The organism is Streptomyces sp. NPDC040432, from assembly GCF_055595445.1.
This window is the reverse complement of sequence record NZ_JBVIVP010000033.1, coordinates 50,588-68,373: the sequence shown is the minus strand read 5'-3', so window position 1 is coordinate 68,373 and position 17,786 is coordinate 50,588. Positions and strand designations below refer to the sequence as shown.

The following is a 17,786-nucleotide window of genomic DNA, read 5'->3' as shown; positions in this document are numbered from 1 at the left end:
GACCCCAGGCGCTGCGCGCCTGGGAAAGGAACCGCCTCGCTGCGCTCGACGGGCCCGGCTTCGCCGGGCCGTGGCCGGCCCTTCGGGCCGGTGTCCCGCGCTTCGCTTGGGACCGGTTGGGGACCGGGGCTACGCCCGGTCCCCAACGCCCGGCTTCGCCGGGCGAGGTGACCCCGTTTCACGGGGTCCGGGCCTTCGGCCCGTTGGGGTGTCCGCTCCACTCCCACCCCAGGCCCTTCCGGCTCCGCCCTCCAGGACACGCCCGAACAGCAGGCCCGGCCGCAGCAGTGAAAGCGGGGTCGGCCTTGGTCGAGCGGTGGTCGGTGGACTCCCCCGAACGAGCGGACCGGATCACCCGGAACGGTCGGCGGTAAGCGACCGGTCCCTACTTCCCCAACGCCTCAGCTTCCAGACGATCCAACTGCACCTTGGTCGACTCCTTGCTGCGCAACAACTTCCAGGTCTCCTTACCGCCCTCCCAGAACGCCGCCAGGGCACAGAGCACAGCCAGTAGCCGGAACGGAAGCCACCAATCCTCACTGGTCACCGCTGTCTCACACGCGATCAATCCCAGGAACAAAGGCCCCAAAACCTTCCGCAGCCACAGCTCGACCCCGTCCAACAACGTCCCCACCCCAACCACAAACCCGGACATCACCCTGATGACCGCCTCCATGATCAGGCACACCAGCCCACCATGATCCATCGGGGTCGCATGAACGAAGCCCAGCCAGAGCGGGCACCGCGTGGCGGTACAGTCGATGCGACACATCAGGTGAGATGTACTGTGTAGCATCCCGAAAATGTAGCCACTGGCTCCCCGTAGTGAAACTGTATCGTGCTCAACCAACCTGCGCAGCCGCACTCAGTCCGACAACACGACCTACACAGGCGCCACCTAAGGGCTGTCCCGTAATCCCCGGTGGATCGGCGCACGGCGTCGGATGCGGTGCCTCGCAAGGCGGAGGAGCACCCTCATACCGGGCGTATTCGGGCGTTCCGACAACGCGGCGAGGTGCCGTAGCCGGCGTCGTGCGCCCGCCGGGAATTACGGGACAGCCCTTACCAACGAAACGACGCGAAACTGCACCAGGCGAACGACATGCCCCCGATGTCGGACCAGCGCAACGGGCCATAGCCAGGTGCAAACCGCCGTCACCAGCCGGTGCACAAACCACGACGCCCATCACGTGCTGCGCACGGGAGGTGACCTCGTTTCACGAGGGGCGGCGCTGCGGCCCGTTGGGCGGGCCCGCTCCGCGGGCCTGGCTGGCAGCGGAGTGGGGCTGTTGTGGGCTGCCAGCAGTGCTCTGTCAGGGCGCAAAATACCAGCAGTACAACCAGACCCGAACCCGCACCCCGACCCGCCGCACACCCCCCCCTGACCTGTGCAAACGCCTGAAAACGCGAAATGAGCCTCGGTCCTTTAGACCCAGACGCCATCTGCAACACCCGGCACTTCCCCAACCAAACCCACAACAACCGCAGGTCAAGCCGCTTCTGACGCTGCAAAACCGTTCTCACACCAACCTGCAACACCCCAGCACACCGAACCACCGGTACCGCGACCACCCTCTCCCTCAGCTACACCCGGGAAGCGGATCCCGAAGGCGGGCCTGAGGGCGACCGTGGTGACCGCGTGCGGGACCGGGAAGACGTTCATCGCAGCGGCCGCCGCGCTCCAACTGGCCCGGGACGGCCGGGTCCTGGTACTGCTGCCGACCGGGATCTGCTGGCGCAGACCGCCCGGGAGTGGCGGACGGCCGGTCATGACGGGCCGTCGGTCGCAGCCTGTTCTCTGGACGGCGACGCGCAGCTCTACGGCCTGGGGGCGCGCACGACGGCGTCCGCGCCTCAGCTCGCCCTGTGGCACGGCCAGGGCCCGGTCACCGTCTGGGCAGCGTTCCCGGAGAGCTCAAGAGGCACTCACCCCACGTGATCTCGTCGGGACAGGGCCGCGCCCGCGGCACAGGGTGTGGAGCCGTTCGGCGATCGACGACGGATCGAGGTCGCGGTCGGCGGCGACGTCCATGACCAGGTCGTGCGCCACGTCCTGGTCCACGTCGGCGAGGTCCGTCCCGTTCGCGGCGAGGAAGGTCGCGACGGCGAGCCACGCCATGCCCTTGTTGCCCGCCCGCAGGGGCCTGTTCGCCAGGAGCGCGTCCATCAGCGCGGCCGCCTGCTCGTGCAGAGTTCGGTAATGGTCCTGGTACCGCTGTCGGTGCACCGCCGAGACCAGCAGCTGACGCCCGCGCAGCCGGACCCGCCCGTCCGGGACCGGGCGGGCGGGCGGGCGGGCGGGCGGGCGGGCGGGCGGGCGGGCGGGCGGGCGGGCGGGCGGACAACGCGAGGTCGAAGACCTCGGTGACGGTGAGATGACGGACGGCTCGACGGTCGAGATCAGCGGGGGCCGCATCGGCAGGAGCAGGAGCGGGGGCGGGGGCGGGGGCGCCGGGCGGGACGACAGCCGAGCCGTCCACGTGAGCGGCGGCGGGTGCGGCGATGGCAGGACTCTGGTGGCGCGGGTCCTGGTCGGCGCCCTCGGGCTGCCCGCCGGGCCCGGGTTGCGGTGCCGTTACGGGGTCCGCGCCCGCTGCCGCGTCCTCGCCCAGCCGGCGCAGAAGCGACGCGTGCTGTTCCGCGAGCCCGGCGGACAGGGCGCGGACACGGGCGCGTTCCCGGTGGAGCAGCATCCGTACGGCGACCAGGACGAGTTCCTCGGGAGTACGGCCCGTGGCATCGCCGAGGTCGCAAAGACTGGCGCCCTCGGCATGCGGGAGCGCGACGGTGAGGTTGGGCAGCGGGTTCCCGTCGAACACGCGAAGCGGCGCGGGAACGACGCTCAGGCCCTGGATGGGGTCCACCACGGAGACCGGATGCGGTGTCGTCATCGCAGCAAGCCAAGCGACGGGTCCGCTCGCAACCCATTCATTTTCGGCATGCGTCACAAAGCCCGGGCGGGTCGCGCCCCACGCCCTCACCAGCGCCGCGGCCACCATCGGCAGGAAGACCACGACGCACGCGGTCGGAGGCAAGGCGCCGCCCCCCGCGCCGGCTCCACCCGAGAACAGGCACGCCCATGGCAGCCACGCATCCCCGCGATTGGCGCCTGCCGGCAGCAGCTTGGTCAACGTGGCAGCCATGATCACGACTGCCGCGCAGCCTGAGCATGAACAGCCGATCCTTCCCGGCTGCCACTCATCCGGTGCCACAACCACCCCCATTCACATCCAGCCCCGTGCTATAGGCGTCGGGCTGACACGCAATCCTGAGTTCTGGTCAGGTGCGGTCAGTGAGCGCGGCGGCTCGCAGGAGCTTCTTGTCGGGCTTGCCCGCATCGGTGAGGGGAAGCGTGTCGACGAAGTACACGTGGTCGGGTTCGTACATCGGCCCCCGGCCTTCCTGGACCCAGGTACGGAGTTCGTCCTCGGTGACGGGTGCGGTGGGGTCGGTGACGACCGTGGCGTGGACGTGTTCGTGGCCGCCGTCGCCCCTGACCCGTAGACGGCTGATTGTCGTACGGCGGGGTGGGTGTTGAGGTGGTCCTCAAGTTCGGTGGTGTACGCGTGTCCGCCGACGACCGGGATCATGTCCTTGATCCGGTCGACGACGCTCAGGTATCCGTGCTCGTCCAGGTGGCCGAGGTCGCCGGTGTGGACCCAGCCATCGCGCAGTACTTCCGCGGTGAGCTCGAGGTTCTTCGAGTAGCCCTCGAAGGCGGCGTCGGAGCGGACGCAGATCTCCCCGGTCGCGCCGGTGGGGAGGGCATGAGCGAACGCCGATGTCCGGTCGGCAACCCAGGGGCGCTCCGATCCGCGGACTCGGACCATGACCACCCGTGGCCGTGCAACAGCCGGTGCGCACCGGCGATCCGTTCATCGGCGAGGGTGGACGAGAAACGGAGTTGGGCATTCTTAGCACGCCCTTTACCCATCCTTTAGTGATGTGGATCACTCGACAGCCGGTCGGTCGCCGAATCCCGGGACCCGGTGACCGAATCGTTATCCGGATCTGAGGTTCTCCTGAGCGGACACGGAAATCCCAACCGGACAGGAACTGCCCCTCCCCTGGCGAAAGAGCCTGGCCCCACGGGCCCCTCCACCGTCGACTCGTGGACGGGCGTCGCTCCGGCGTCGGTCGCGGAGCCTCTGTCCTGCCGACGGCTTCGGCGCACCTTGTTGCATACTGCGTGCAACTACTGGTTCCAGGCGAAGCCGCCGTGGGCTCTCCTGTGGTGCTGGGTACCCCGCCGAGTCCGGCGGCGGCAACCGCAGCATGTTCCTCACCGACGACCACGAGGACACTAAGACCGCCGCCCGTCACCTCCCCGCCTCCTACGGCTGGAGCGACATCATCGACGCCGCACCCCTGGCCGCCGCGCGCCTGCTGGAGATGTACGCCGCCTTCCACGCCGCCCTCGACCGACACTTCTGAGTCCAAATCGTCCGCTGACCGCAGTCCCGCAGGGGCTGGCCCACCCTCCCCCGAAGGAGTACCCAAACCCACCCCCGACCCCCGACCCCCGGCACAAGGAACCGCCCGGAGTGCCCGAACCCTCTGCCACGTCGTCCTTGCCGTATCCGGCTCCGCGAGCGGGGCCGGATGGCCTGGTCGGTCGGGGTCAGAGGGCGTCGATGAAGACGTCGGTGGATTTCACGCGGGCGGTGACCGTGTCGCCGATCTCCAGGCCAAGGTCCTCGACGGCTTCCCGGGTCACCAGGGACACGATGCGGTGCGGGCCCGCCTGGATCTCGACCCGCGCGGAGACGTCCCCGAGCGTGATCGCGGTGATCAGCCCCGGCAACGCGTTGCGTGCCGAGACAAGTCCCGGCATCTCCTCCTGCCGTTTGCGGGCGAGTTCGACGCAGAACGCGGCCAGGTCCGAGCCGGCCACCACCCGGTTCTTGTTCACCGTCGTCGACACGAAACGCCCGGCGTCGGCCCAACGGCGGGCGGTGTCGATCGAGGTTCCCAGGATGTCGGCGGCCTCACCGATCATGTACATGCGCACCCCGCGAGCCTACGAGACCCGTGAGCATCCCCGCGCCCACCCGCCCGGCCGGCGGGGATTACAGGCCGGTCGTGGCCTGCACCGCGTACAGGCCCCCGACCGCCGCCGCCATGCCACCCAACATCAACCGCAACACCGTTTCCGGCAGCCGCGGACCGAGCCGGGCCCCGAGGTATCCGCCCAGCAGGCCGCCCAGGCCGCAGCAGATGCCCAGGAACCAGTCGGGGGCGATCGAACCGGACGCCGACAGGGCGAGGATTCCGTAGGTGGCGGCGCCGACCACGGAGGTGCAGAACGTCGCGGCGAGAGCGGCCGGCGCCACCTTCGCCACCGGCATCCCCCGCCCCACCAGGATCGGACCCAACAGGGAACCACCACCGATCCCGTAGACCCCACCCACCGTTCCGACCACCAACGCCAACACCCCGATCGCACGCCGACCCGGCACCCCCACCCCGGATCCAGAGCCCGACGCCACCCCTGTCCCCGTCCCTGTTCGTGCCGTCGGGCGGGTCGGGCGCAGGGTGCGCGCGATCAGCCACAGTCCGAGCGGCAACAGGAAGGCGGCGACCAGGAGCCGGAAGACCGTCGGGCCGGGCAGGGCGAACACCCGGACGATCGCGCCGAGAATGACGCCGGGGACGGTGCCCGCGATCAACAGACCGGTCAACGGCCCACCGAGCCGGCCGGTGCGATGGTGACGCCACAGAGCACCCGGCCCGGCGACCACGTTGTAGAGAAGGTTGGTCGGTGTCACCGCCGGATTCGGCACCCCCAACACACTCAATTGGACGGGGAGCAGGAACACCGCGCCGGAGACCCCCACCGGAGCCGTCACCACCGCGATCACCAACCCCGCACCGAACCCCAACACCCCCGACCACCAATCCACCCCGCACCCCTCCTCTCCCACGCGTCGAAACGATCAGTATCTGACCACCCCCACCACCGGCCCACCCACCGGCACGAGAGTTCACCAACCCGCCACACCACCAGACGGCAATACGCCCACCCGACTCGCCCTTCAAGAGAGGGGCCTGATCGGCAACCGCGGGCCCGCCTTGGCATGGAGGGTGAAGGTTGGACTCGGGCGGACTTCGGCCCGGGGCTCTCAGCCGGCGGCCGACCGCTCCCCGAACCGGGGCACGTCCTCAACGCTCACGTCCAGGCGGAGCCGGAGGAACCGGAGGGGGTGGCGGTAGACGCCGCTGTGGTCGACGGACCGATCGGTGCTGATCTCCGCCACCACCTCCGGCCGCACCGCCGTGACGTCCAGGACGTCACGGCGCCCCCACGCTGCCACGAACCGGGCGCCCGCCCACGGGTGCCCGGGGGCGGCCGGCGTCAGGTGCTCGGCGACCTGGCGGGCCTGGTCCGGGCGCAGGGTCGCGGTGCGGCCGACCGTGCGGAGTCGGCCGGTGGTGTCGTGGCGGCCGAGGACCAGGAGCTGCGGGCGGGTCAGGGTGCCGGTGATGGCGCCGATGATCGCTTCGGTGCTGTCGCGGCGGCGGACCTTGGTCCAGCCCGGGCACAACGCCCACGGGGCGGTCAGGGAACGGGCCGCGAACAGCACCTCAAGACGCCGACGTCGTTCCCGCTGGGGCAACGTGAGCAGCTCGGTGCCGTCCTGCTGAAGGAGGTCGAAGGCCACGTAGTGCGCGGGTAGACGGGCGGCGAGGGTGGGGGTGGTGCGGGCGCGTGCGGCGGCCCGTCGCTGCAACCCCTCGAACGACAGGGCGCCGACCTGCGGGTCCCACACCACGACCTCGCCGTCCAGGACCAGGACGTATGGGAGTTGCTCGGCCGCCGCGACCAGGTCGGGGAACGCCGCCTGGACCAGGGCGCCGCGGCGGGTCTGGAGCACCACCCGACCGTTCGGGCCGTCCGGGTGAAGACGAGCATCCGGTGCCCGTCGAACTTCTGCTCATAGGCCACCGCGGCGCCCGGACGCGTGGGCGGGATGGACTCGGCGGCCTGCGCCAACATCGGCTCCACCGGTGGCCGCAACACCATCCCCGCAGCCCTCCCGACCGTCGCACCGATGCGGGCCCGACCGTCCGCGCGCCGGCACCGGGACGCGGGTGCCGTCGGGTCCCGCTCGTGGCAGAACCCGGCCGGCGTGACTACGGGCACCGGCCGGGCCCCTGCGTGGGCTGTCCGTCGTCATCGCCGGTTCCCACCCGCAGCCTCACACGCCCGCACCCCCGGTGCCTCGCCGGCCGTAGCGGACGGATGACGCCGCGCCCCGGCACGCGCACGGGGTGCGGCCGTCAACGGGCCGTAGGGCCAACCGTGACCTACACACCCGGGCATGCGTTGCCCGCCTGTCGCACGGCCAGTGTCCGCCGCACCCCGCCGGCGCGGCCACCGGCGGTGGGGCCCTGTCCGGACACCCACCGCCGGATCAACACCCATCCGCCGCCCACCGGTCAGGCCGGCCCGGTTCCCTCATGGATCTCGAACAGGGCTAGGACGCCCGTCATGTCCAACAGCTTCCGCAGTTGGACCGGCATCGGCCCCGCGAGCACCATCCGGCGGGTGTTCCGCAGACGCACCAGCACCCCGAGGAACGCCGAGTCCGCGAACAACACCCGCGCCACGTCCACGACCAGGAGCTCGGCACCGGCGGCCTCACCGTCGCAGACATCCGCCAGCAAACCGACCGAGTCGAGATCGAACTCTCCCGAGCAGACCACCCGGCACGCACCGTCCCCCTGGGCGCCTCCACCACCATCTCCCCTCATCAACACCTGCTCTTACCCGAACGTACGTCTACACCACACCCGGGCGTGGGAAACCCCTGGACCGGACCCCGCGCCCAGGTGTCGTGTGGCATCGAACTTTGATCAGTGTCAGCCAAGTTTGAGTGGCACCCGTCACGACGGTGGGGCCCTCCAGTTCGACCATGCCGTCGATCACCTTGTCGGTGATTGTGGAGATGGTCGTCTTGGAGACCTCGGCGCCGTAGACCTCCGCGAGGTGGGCGGAGATCTCGCCATGGATGAGCCCGCGGGCCGAGAGAGACAGGACCATCTCGTCGAGGTCAGCCGGCGCTGCCGCTTCTTGACGATCTGCGGCTCGAAGCTGCCCTCCCGGTCCCGCGGGACTTCGAGGACGACCGGGCCCACCTCGGTCACCACCGTCATGGACCTTGTGCCGTTGCGGGTGTTGCCCGATCCCGCCTTCTCATGCTTCTCGTGCCCGAGGTGGTCGGTGATCTCGCCTTCCAGAGCCGACTCGAGGATCCGCTTCGTCAGCTGCTGCAGCAGACCACCCTGCCCGGTCAGCTTGATGCCGTCAGCATTGGCCCGGTCCACCAGCTGGCCGATCAGCTGGTCATCCAGAACGTCCGGCGCCAGCACGGACGGCCGTACTTCCGCCACGGCCTCCGCCGACACGGTCACGTCTGTCATCAGGTGTCACTTCCTGTTCGAAGATCCACCGTTGACCGTACAGACCCTTGCAGTACTAACGGATGCCGGAGCGTCCGCGGACGTCGCGGACCTTGGGGGCCGCGGAGGTCCTTGCGGCGGCGCGGACCTCGACCTCCCGGGTGACAGGCCCCTCAGGTACCTCCGACACCTCAGGGGCCACGGGCGCCTCGGCCACCGGGTCCGGTACCGCCCCGGTCCGGTACCGCCCCGGTGCGGTCCTGCTCGAAGGTCCGCAGCAGGTCCGCCGCCACGCTCACCGCGATCGTGGCCGGCTCCTTGCCGGTGATCTCGGTCATCCCGATCGGAGACTTGATCCGATCGATGGTGGCGTCGTCGTGACCGCCCTCGGTGGCCAGGCGCTTGCGGAACCGCATCCACTTGGCGGCTGAGCCGATCAATCCGATCGAGCCGAGGCCAGGCGTGCGCAAGGCGGCGTCGCACAGTGCGGCGTCCTCGGCGTGATCATGGGTCATGATCAGGACGTGCGCGCCGGGCGGCAGCTTCGCGAGCACCTCCTCCGGAAGTAGCGGCGTGTGGTGCACCTGGATCTGCGCCAGCGCGTCCGAGAGCACACTCAGCCGTTCGTCGGTGAGCATGTCGGACCGGGTGTCGATCAGGTGCAGATCGAGGTTGTGGCGGGCCAGGATGCGGGCCAGCTCCAGTCCGACGTGCCCGACGCCGAAGACGGCCACCGCCTGGACCACCGGCAGCGGTTCGAGGAGCAGGCTGACGGCGCCGCCGCAGCACTGCACCCCGTGGGGTCCGACGACCTTGTCGTTGAGGGCGAACTCCATCACTTCCGGCTGCGGGTCGGGCTCGACGTTGAGCCGGCGGGCCCGATCGATGGCGACGGCCTCGATGTTGCCGCCTCCGATCGAACCCCAGGTCTCGGTGCGTCCCACGACGAGCTTGGCACCGGCCCTGCGGGGGGCATGGCCGCGCACGGTCGCGACGGTGACGAGCACGCCGGGCTCCCGGCGCGCTCGCAACCGCGTGACCGCTGCGATCCAGGTCATGTCAGGCATTGCTCAAAGTGCTTGTGTCGGTACGGATCCCGCTGTCATCCGGAGCCTGGCCGTCGCCGCTCCCCACCTCCGCCTTCTCGCGGACCGACTCGATCGCCCAGAAGACCGCCTCGGGCGTCGCGGGGGAGGCGAGCTCCACGCTGACCCCGGCGGGACCGAACGACGCAGCGGCCTGGCGCAGCGCCTCGCGCACGCAGAACGCCAGCATCAGAGGAGGCTCGCCGACGGCCTTGGACCCGTACACCGCGCCTTCTTCGGTGGCGTTCTCCATCAGCGTGACGTTGAACTCCTCGGGCATCTCCGAGAAGCTCGGCAGCTTGTAGGTGCTCGCGGCCTGGGTCAGCAGCCGGCCGCGGTTCGGCCCGTCGCTGGTGTCCCAACGCATGTCCTCCAGCGTCAGCCAGCCCGCGCCCTGGACGAAACCGCCCTCGACCTGACCGATGTCGATCATCGGGGACAGGCTGTCGCCGACGTCGTGCACGATGTCCACCCGGCGGATGCGGTACGCGCCGGTGAAACCGTCGACCTCGACCTCTGCTGCGGCGGCGCCGTACGAGAAGTACTTGAACGGGGAGCCTCGGAAGCTCTTCGCGTCCCAGTACAGGCCCTCGGTCCGGTAGTAGCCGGACGCCGACAGCTGCACGCGTTGGAAGTACGCGGTGCTCACCAGGTCGTCCCAGGCCAGCTCCTTGTCACTGCCCAGGGTGCGGGCGACACCGTCGACGATGCGCACGTCCGAGGCGTTCGAACCGAGCCGGCCGGCGGCCACCTGCAGCAGCCGCGCGCGCAACTGCTCGCACGCGTTCTTCACCGCGCCACCGTTGAGGTCCGTCCCGGAACTGGCGGCGGTGGCCGACGTGTTGGGCACCTTGTCGGTCCGCGTGGGCGCCAGTCGCACCTTGTGCAGCGGGATGCCCAGCGTGGTCGCGGCCACCTGCAGCATCTTGGTGTGCAGGCCTTGGCCCATCTCGGTGCCGCCGTGGTTGATCAGGACGGAGCCGTCCTTGTAGATCAGCACCAGCGCGCCGGCCTGGTTGAAGGCCGTGAGGTTGAACGAGATGCCGAACTTGATGCCGGTGATCGCGAGCGCCCGCTTGGTGTGCGGGTGCGCGGCGTTGAACGCCGCGATCTCGCGCTTTCGGTCGGCGATCCCGCCGTCGTTCTCGACCTGCTGCCAGACCGCGGCGATCCGTTCCGCCTGCGGGACCGGCTGGCCGTACGGCGTCGCCTGGCCGAGACCCGGCTGGTAGAAGTTGCGCTTGCGCAGCTCCATCGGGTCCAGGCCGAGCAGCGGCGCGACCCGGCCCAGGATGTCCTCGATCACCAGCATGCCCTGCGGACCGCCGAAGCCGCGGAAGGCGGTGTTGGAGACCTTGTTGGTCCGGGCGATGCGACCGGCGACCCGCGCGTTGGGAATCCAGTACGTGTTGTCGATGTGGCACAGCGCACGGGCTGTCACAGGCTCGGACAGGTCCAGGCTCCAGCCGCCGTCCGAGGTGAGCGTGGCATCCAGCGCCTGGATCCGTCCGTCGGCGTCGAAGCCGATCTTCCACTCGGCGTGGAAGCCGTGTCGCTTGCCGGACATGGTGAGGTCCTGGGTGCGGTTGAGCCGCACCCGGACCGGCCGACCGGTCAGTTTGGCGCCGAGCGCGGCGATGGCCGCGAAGCCGTGCGGCTGCATCTCCTTGCCGCCGAATCCGCCACCCATCCGCAGGCACTGCACGGTCACCTCGTGGCTGTGCAGACCGAGGACGTGCGCGACGATCTCCTGCGTCTCCGAGGGGTGCTGGGTACTGCTCTGGATGAACACCTGCTCGGCCTCGTCGATGTAGGCCAGCGCGGCGTGCGTCTCCAGGTAGAAGTGCTCCTGGTCGGAGAACTGGAACTCACCGCTGAACACGTGCGCGGAGTCGACGAAGCCGGCGTCGATGTCGCCGGTCACCATCAGGGGCCGGGCGCCGTGGAAGCTTTCGGTCTCGATCGCTTCCTTCAGCGTCATGATGGAGGGCAGTTCGTCGAGTTCCACCTCGACGGCCGCCGCACCGAGCCGAGCCGCCTCCAGGGTCTCACCGAGCACCCAGGCGACCGCGTGGCCGTGGAACATGACCTCGTCGGGGAAGAGCGGCTCGTCGTGCTTCATACCGGCGTCGTTGACACCGGGCACGTCGGCGACGGTCAGTACGCGGACCACACCCGGCACGGCGAGCGCGGGCTCGGTGCGCAGCGCGGTGATCCTGCCCCGGGTCTTCATGACCTGGACGGGATGGGCGTGCAGCGTGTCCTTGGTGCGGTACACCAGGTCATCGGTGTAGAGGGCGGCGCCGGTGACGTGCAGTACGGCACTCTCGTGCGGCATGGAGAGGCCGACCACCGGCTTCTCGGGACGCTCGGACAAATGGCTCATGAAGACACCGCCTCGGTGGTTTGCGCGTACAGCTTCAACAGGCTCTGGCCGAGCATCGCGGAACGGTAGACGGAGCTGGCACGGTGATCGCTCATCGGCGTACCCTCACCCCGCAGCACCCGGGCCGCGGCGTGGACCGTCTCCGCCGACCACGTCCTGCCCTCCAGGGCGGCTTCGGTGGCGAGGGCGCGGATCGGGGTGGCGGCCACGCCGCCCAGACCGATCCGTGCCTTGCGGACGATTCCGCCCTCGATGTCGAGCGCGAATCCGATCGCCACGCTGGAAATGTCGTCGAAGCGCCGCTTGGCAATCTTGTGGAAGGCCGTGACGGGCGACAGCGGCAGCGGGATGCGCACGGCGCGGATCAGCTCGTCGGGGCGGCGCACGCTCTGCCGGTAGCCGGTGAAGTACTCGGCGAGCGGGACGACGCGCTCACCGTCGGCATCGGCGAGCACCAACGACGCCTCCAGAGCGAGCAGGACCGGCGGGCTGTCACCGATGGGCGAGCCGGTACCCAGATTGCCGCCGAGGGTGCCGCTGTTGCGGATGAGTCGGGAGGCGAACTGCGGGAACAGCTCGGCCAGCAGCGGGACATCGCCGTCGAGGCGGCGTTCGATCTCGGTGAGCGTGATCGCCGCCCCGATCTCGATGTGGTCGGATTCGACGCGCAGCTCACGGAGTTCGGGCAGCCGTTCGATGGCGACCACGCATTCCGCCCGACGGGAGCGGATGTTCACCTCGACGCCGTAGTCGGTGGAGCCGGCGACCACGACCGCATCGGGTCGCTCGCGCAGCAGCTGCAGCGTTTCGGCCAGGGTGTCCCTCCGCAGGAACGTGGCGCCGTCCTGCGTGTACTCGGTGGCGACCGGCGCGGGCGGGTCCTGCTCGCGACGCTGCGCCAGCGGGTCGTCCTCGGTGGGCTCACCGACAGCGAAGGCGGCGTCGCGGATCGGGCGGTAGCCGGTGCAGCGGCACAGGTTGCCGCTCAGCGAGTGCAGATCGAAGCCGTTCGGACCGTGCTCGGCGTCGTGGGCGTCGCCGGTGTCGGCGGACCCGCCGTGTGCGCAGCGGTCGGGCCGGTAGTACTCGGAGGCCATGCTGCAGACGAACCCGGGGGTGCAGTAACCGCACTGGGAACCGCCGCGGACCGCCATCTCCTCCTGTACCGGGTGCAGCGTGGGCCGAGTACCGGGTTCGCCGACCGTGGCGAGACCTTCGGAGGTGATGATCTCCTGGCCGTCCAGTGCCGCGGCCGGCACCAGACATGCGTTGACGGCCACCCAGTCGGTGGGCTTGTTCACGCCGGGACGGGCCACCAGGACCGAGCAGGCGCCGCACTCACCCTCGGCGCAGCCCTCCTTGGTGCCGGTGAGGCCACGCTCGCGCAGGAGATCGAGCACACTGGTGTGGGGTGCAGCCGGGGAAAGCGGTGTCTCTTTCCCGTTGACGGTGATCCGCGCCGCTACCATGGCACATCCTCATTTCCGCGCCTGGTCGAGCTGATTTTGCCAATGGCCATTTCATGGGCTTTCTATTTCGCTGGCGCAGCCCGGGGGAAATCCGGGTGCGACTCGGCACACGACGACGTGCCGCAGGCGGTGTGAGAAATCGAAAGGTACCGGGGTCACGGAAGGACACGCCGGAGAAGAGGGCTGTTCAGCAGCCGTGTGCTACGAGACCCGGAGTCCAGGCGACCTGATGGGCGGGGCGGTGCAATTCGGAGATGATCGACATCCGACTTCGCCTCCTCCATCAGTTCACGGGCCGGTCGGCTCGAAATTACGTTGCCGCAGGTCCATCGGTCAAGCCGCCGTGCGCAGAGCATTCGGGTCCGCCCCGATCCGGGCCGCCGGCGGACGCGGCCCGAAGCCCGGTCCGATGGATCGAGAGGCTGTCCGGTCATCGACCCGAAGGCCTGGGCGATCGAGGACATATCGCTGCCCAAGGACGGACGAATGTCGGTCGCAGGGGCTCCGCGGTACTGCGGAGCCCTGGGTAGGTGCGCCAACGGCCAGGTCGCGGTCAGCGTCCATGCGGCTACCGGCACCGTCTCATGCCCGCTCCGGTGGAGGTTCTTCCTGTCTCGGTCGTGGGGCAGCGGACGACGATCGCAGGACGTTCACCCGCGTCCCACCCGCGGTCGCACACCGTGAAACGGCGGTTGGCCCTGCATGTGCTCGACGCTGATGGCACTCGTTGCACTTGGCTGTGGCGGACAAACGTGAGAACGGTGGATGCGTCATGGGTCACGGAGGCTTGGTCGTCGAGGTCACCGAGCAGCGGGAGCCCCTTACAGGCCACACCGATGGGGTCAACGCGGTGGCGGGGGTCCGTCGGCAGCGACATGACGGTGCGGACCGGTAACCCCGCCACCGGTATCGTGCACTGGTCACCCCTCACACGGCCCGCTCGTTCAGCGGTCGTTCGGTGACGGCTGCGGGGTGGCGAGACCGAAGGGGTGCGCGGGGTCCAAAGCCCTGGGGCGGAGCTCGGGGAGGCCGCCGAAGTCGCCGAGGGCGAGTGGCTCGTCGAACGCGAGGAACCGGTCCAGCAAGCCTCGTTGGGCCATGATCTCGACGGTACGGACGTGGAATCCGCGTCCGCGGGACTCGCCGGTCGGTACGGTCAGCTTCTCCAGGACGACCGTCCGCACCCCGGCCAATCGCAGCTCGGCGGCCAACATCTGACCAGTGGGGCCACCGCCGGTAATGGTCACAGTGTTCGTATCCGCAGGTCCGGGCTTCGATCGCCTGATTCTGCGGTAGGCGGGGGCCTTGCCGGAAGACCTCTCCCACGCCATGAATTGATCATGACAATGAGGCGGCAACCCTTCCACCGCCTGACCCCTACTCCGCGAGCCACGGCGCGTCGAGCGGCTGCGTCAGCTCCGGCGATGGCACTTGGATCAAGATTTCAAGGAATCCTGACCAACGCATCCATCGTCATCCACTCCGCGAGCTCAGCAAGGAGCCGTCAGACACTGCCCTGGACCCGCGTACTGCCGGCTTCGCGCCGGCACGCCACGCAGCGGAGCAGGGCCCAAATCGCGGCGCCGTTGACGAGGGCGCTGACCAGGACCGCACCGTAGAAGCCGACTTCGGACCACATGTCGAGCTTGCTGTCGATGGACGAGGTGCCACCCGGCCCGCAGGGAGCAGGTCCGACTCCGAGGGGTAATCCGCGGGCAGCTTCGTGGGCGGCTGCGCGCCTTCGTAGACGGGCCCCTCGACCGGGGCCGGCTCGTCCAGGGCGGCCGCAGCGGGTCCGAAGCTGCTCAGCAGGAGCAGGCTGACCGGCGCGGTGGCCAGGATCGGCCAGACTCCGAAAACCCGATGTCCCCGGTCCGGTTGACGACCGCGACGTGGACCAGCATCGCGACCACCAGCGCCAGATATCCCCCGGGCACCCACATCTCGGGCTTCGACCAGCGCCGCACCATCACGTTCCCCGTCCTGTTCCGCTTCGTTCGTTCTGGTGCCAGTCTCGAAGCTGCCGTGCCGCGCCACCTGAGTACTCCTACTTATCCTTGTCGGCTCCACGTACCTGGTCACAGCCGTGCACGGCGATCACGCTCGATGCCCGGGCAGTGGTCACAGGGCCGATGAGGTCCATCGGCGCGGGTGGGTACACGTACATCGGGTCGACGAGCCGGCGCTGCCCTTCCAAGTCGCCCCGGCCACGATGCCGATCGGTCTGCTGCTGCGGGCAACGCCCACCAGGTGCTGCGCCCGGACCCCTGCCACGCGAGGGCAGTACAACACCACCACCCGCGGTCGGCCTCCTTCGCCCCGGAGGAGGGCTGAGGCTCCCGCCCGGCCGTCGGTGTCGGTGGGGTGACCGGCCTGCCCGGCCGGCAGTGGTTCGGCACGCACGCCTGTCACGCCAGACGCCCCTGACGCAACTCGCCCTCCACCCCGAGGGGTTGCCCCCACACCCCCGCACGGATCTCAGGGTGCGCCCTTCCCTCATCATCTGGCTCCGAACATGATCCGAGAAAGCGCCTAATCACCGGCAAAACGCGACCGGACCGGACAGCCACGCGCGAAGTCCGCTACTGACCTTGAAGGCGGGTTGCCGTAGGGGCTGACGACCGGTGATCGTCGCGGCGTGCCGGGTGTATGAGGTATCCGCTGAGTGGGGTCTGACCGCGGAGAGGCAAATCCGGATGGAAGCAGCGGTGATGCTCGGTCAGGCCGGGCGGTACAAACATCGCGAAGGAGTTACGGGTCAGCGTCCCGTCGGTCCCGCAGTGACGGCAGGCGTGGAAAGCAGCCCACCCGCGCGGTTCGATCCCGTCGCCCTGCGTCCCGGCCCGACCGGGGCCTGCAGCAGGGCCGGCTCGCCGAGGTCCTGCCGGTGGTACTCGCGCTGTCGAACTCCGGAGTTCCACTGCTGCGAGGGTCCCGCTGTGACGACGTCCAGGTCGCGCTCCAGGTTTCGGGCGAATCGCTGGAGGATGGGCAGGTCGGCGGCGGTTGCGGCTTCGACCCATGCCGGCAGCTGATGGCCCTGCAATGGGTGAGCACGTGAGCGAAGGAGCGGACGTGCCCGGCGAGTGCGTCCCGAGCGCGGACCAGCAACGATCGATCCGGTCCAGGCTGCCTGATCCGGAGAACCGTGCATCTACAGGCCGGCACGGGTGAGAAGGTCCTCTGCTTGCTCTCGCGTGAGCCTGGGTGCAGCAGGTGGCGGGGACCTGTGGGTGTTCCTCTGGAACGACAGGCTCCATTCGGTCAAGGGGTCGTCAGTCGCCAGGGTGGCCACGAGGCTCTCACGCAGAGCCGAGGGGGTGTCCGGGCGGGCGGCAATTGTGTTGCGGACGAAGACTTCCACGTCTGCGGCCAGCACGTCCCGCAGCTCAGCGAACAGGCTCGGATGGGCTGCCACGGCCCTGCGAACGCCGGAATCCGGATCGCGGGCCAGCTCCGGTGACGGGTCGACATGGCGAACGGCGACAGCGCGGGTCTCCGGATCGGCAATGAGAACCGGCAGCAGGTACGCCGGCGGTGAGTACGCCGAAGCGGCAGACCTCCGAGTGAGCCGTAGCGAGGGGCACGCCTGGATCCGGTACTGCGACAACAAGACGCGGGCCTGGGCCGACGTGACGGATACCAAGGCGGACGGCAGGTGCCCGCGGCTGTCGGCCAGCGGATGTCCGGCGTGTATGCCCACTCGGCGGGAGTGGGCCCCAAGGGTCGACCCAGTACCGGGCAGTTCGCGCTTCCACCGCCAACCCGATCTACGTGGCCGGGCTCAGCTGGGCATACCGACCTCGTGGTGGCTTCCATCGCGGACACCGGGGGGCCGGCTCCAGGCATCGGATATAAGTCAGCCGGCAGTACTCACAGTTCTGACCTGGAGTGGGCTCGGTCTGCGGATCCGGCGCGCAGCGCCTTCCGTCAACCCGCCGCGAAGCCCGGTGTGGTCAACCGGGCTGAGGCCGGGTTGACGCCCTGGCGCGCGGCTTCCGTCCGAGCGTTCGACGATGATGCCCGCGCCCGCTCGTACCCGTGACCGGCCAACCGGAAGTGCCGGCAGTCCCCGAACGGGCACCGCTGGCACTGATTCACAACCGCATTCAGACTGAGTTCCTCAGGCCGCATGGTCGCGGCTTTTACCCAACATGGAGACAGGCCAACAATCTGAGTCACTTCGAGCCCTCCGGCCGCGACTTCGTGCGGAAAATCTCGACCTTGCTCAGAGCCAGAGCATAGAGACCTCCCAAAAGAAACGTGGCCAGGTATTGCGCCCAGGCCGTGTCGTGGAGGAGCCGGTTGACGAGGACGCGGACCGCGAGCCAGAAGACAGTGAAAACGAGCCCGCCCCCGAGCTCTGCGTTGGCCGGCGTCTGGCCAGGACAACGGCGTGGCCGTTCGACCAGCCGGCGTCTCGGGATCCTGTCCATCCGTACA

At 69.4% G+C, this 17,786-nt stretch carries 11 protein-coding genes and 4 pseudogenes; 2 read left to right on the top strand and 13 right to left on the bottom strand.

Going from position 1 to position 17,786, the window contains the following annotated elements; translation table 11 throughout:
- Positions 1 to 385: 385 nt before the first annotated feature.
- From ACZ58N_RS36505 to ACZ58N_RS36495, 3 genes and pseudogenes are all read right to left on the bottom strand, one after another.
- Positions 386 to 772 (bottom strand): hypothetical protein, encoded by a 387-nt coding sequence (locus tag ACZ58N_RS36505; protein WP_471169177.1) that lies wholly within the window; start codon positions 770 to 772, stop codon positions 386 to 388.
- Between the two features lie 1,143 nt (positions 773 to 1,915).
- A complete protein-coding gene (locus ACZ58N_RS36500) occupies positions 1,916 to 2,416 on the bottom strand; it encodes a hypothetical protein (protein ID WP_471169174.1) in 501 nt (166 codons plus the stop codon).
- 971 nt (positions 2,417 to 3,387) lie between these two features.
- Positions 3,388 to 3,513: pseudogene (locus tag ACZ58N_RS36495) on the bottom strand (hypothetical protein); the annotation flags it as partial.
- A 762-nt stretch (positions 3,514 to 4,275) separates the two neighbouring features.
- Here ACZ58N_RS36495 and ACZ58N_RS36490 point away from each other — a divergent pair.
- On the top strand, positions 4,276 to 4,434 hold the full coding sequence (locus ACZ58N_RS36490; protein WP_471169171.1) for a hypothetical protein: 159 nt from the start codon (positions 4,276 to 4,278) through the stop codon (positions 4,432 to 4,434).
- A 187-nt stretch (positions 4,435 to 4,621) separates the two neighbouring features.
- On the opposite strand, the gene ACZ58N_RS36485 is transcribed toward ACZ58N_RS36490, so the two are convergent.
- The 8 genes and pseudogenes from ACZ58N_RS36485 to ACZ58N_RS36450 all read right to left on the bottom strand — a co-directional run bounded on the left by ACZ58N_RS36485 (position 4,622) and on the right by ACZ58N_RS36450 (position 13,343).
- A complete protein-coding gene (locus ACZ58N_RS36485; RefSeq protein ID WP_471169168.1) occupies positions 4,622 to 5,011 on the bottom strand; it encodes a TOBE domain-containing protein in 390 nt (129 codons plus the stop codon).
- Between the two features lie 58 nt (positions 5,012 to 5,069).
- Positions 5,070 to 5,903, bottom strand: a complete 834-nt coding sequence (locus ACZ58N_RS36480; protein ID WP_471169166.1) for a TSUP family transporter — start codon at positions 5,901 to 5,903, stop codon at positions 5,070 to 5,072.
- Positions 5,904 to 6,122: 219 nt separating this feature from the next.
- Entirely contained in the window at positions 6,123 to 6,875 is a 753-nt protein-coding gene (locus ACZ58N_RS36475) for an ATP-dependent DNA ligase (RefSeq protein WP_471169164.1), read from the bottom strand.
- 565 nt (positions 6,876 to 7,440) lie between these two features.
- Positions 7,441 to 7,707, bottom strand: a complete 267-nt coding sequence (locus tag ACZ58N_RS36470; protein WP_471169161.1) for an STAS domain-containing protein — start codon at positions 7,705 to 7,707, stop codon at positions 7,441 to 7,443.
- A gap of 217 nt (positions 7,708 to 7,924) precedes the next feature.
- Positions 7,925 to 8,424: pseudogene (locus ACZ58N_RS36465) on the bottom strand (transposase); the annotation flags it as partial.
- A 170-nt stretch (positions 8,425 to 8,594) separates the two neighbouring features.
- Positions 8,595 to 9,461 (bottom strand): xanthine dehydrogenase accessory protein XdhC, encoded by an 867-nt coding sequence (gene xdhC / locus ACZ58N_RS36460; protein WP_471169158.1) that lies wholly within the window; start codon positions 9,459 to 9,461, stop codon positions 8,595 to 8,597.
- A gap of 1 nt (position 9,462) precedes the next feature.
- Positions 9,463 to 11,874 (bottom strand): xanthine dehydrogenase molybdopterin binding subunit, encoded by a 2,412-nt coding sequence (xdhB, locus tag ACZ58N_RS36455; protein WP_471169155.1) that lies wholly within the window; start codon positions 11,872 to 11,874, stop codon positions 9,463 to 9,465.
- Entirely contained in the window at positions 11,871 to 13,343 is a 1,473-nt protein-coding gene (locus ACZ58N_RS36450) for a xanthine dehydrogenase small subunit (protein WP_471169152.1), read from the bottom strand. Before ACZ58N_RS36450 ends, xdhB begins: the two co-directional genes overlap by 4 nt.
- Before the next feature lie 432 nt (positions 13,344 to 13,775).
- Here ACZ58N_RS36450 and ACZ58N_RS36445 point away from each other — a divergent pair.
- Positions 13,776 to 14,056 (top strand): annotated as a pseudogene (locus ACZ58N_RS36445) (transposase); the annotation flags it as partial.
- Between the two features lie 217 nt (positions 14,057 to 14,273).
- Here ACZ58N_RS36445 and ACZ58N_RS36440 read toward each other — a convergent pair.
- Positions 14,274 to 14,557: pseudogene (locus tag ACZ58N_RS36440) on the bottom strand (FAD-dependent monooxygenase); the annotation flags it as partial.
- 290 nt (positions 14,558 to 14,847) lie between these two features.
- Entirely contained in the window at positions 14,848 to 14,982 is a 135-nt protein-coding gene (locus ACZ58N_RS36435) for a hypothetical protein (protein ID WP_471169149.1), read from the bottom strand.
- Positions 14,983 to 17,786 lie beyond the last annotated feature (2,804 nt).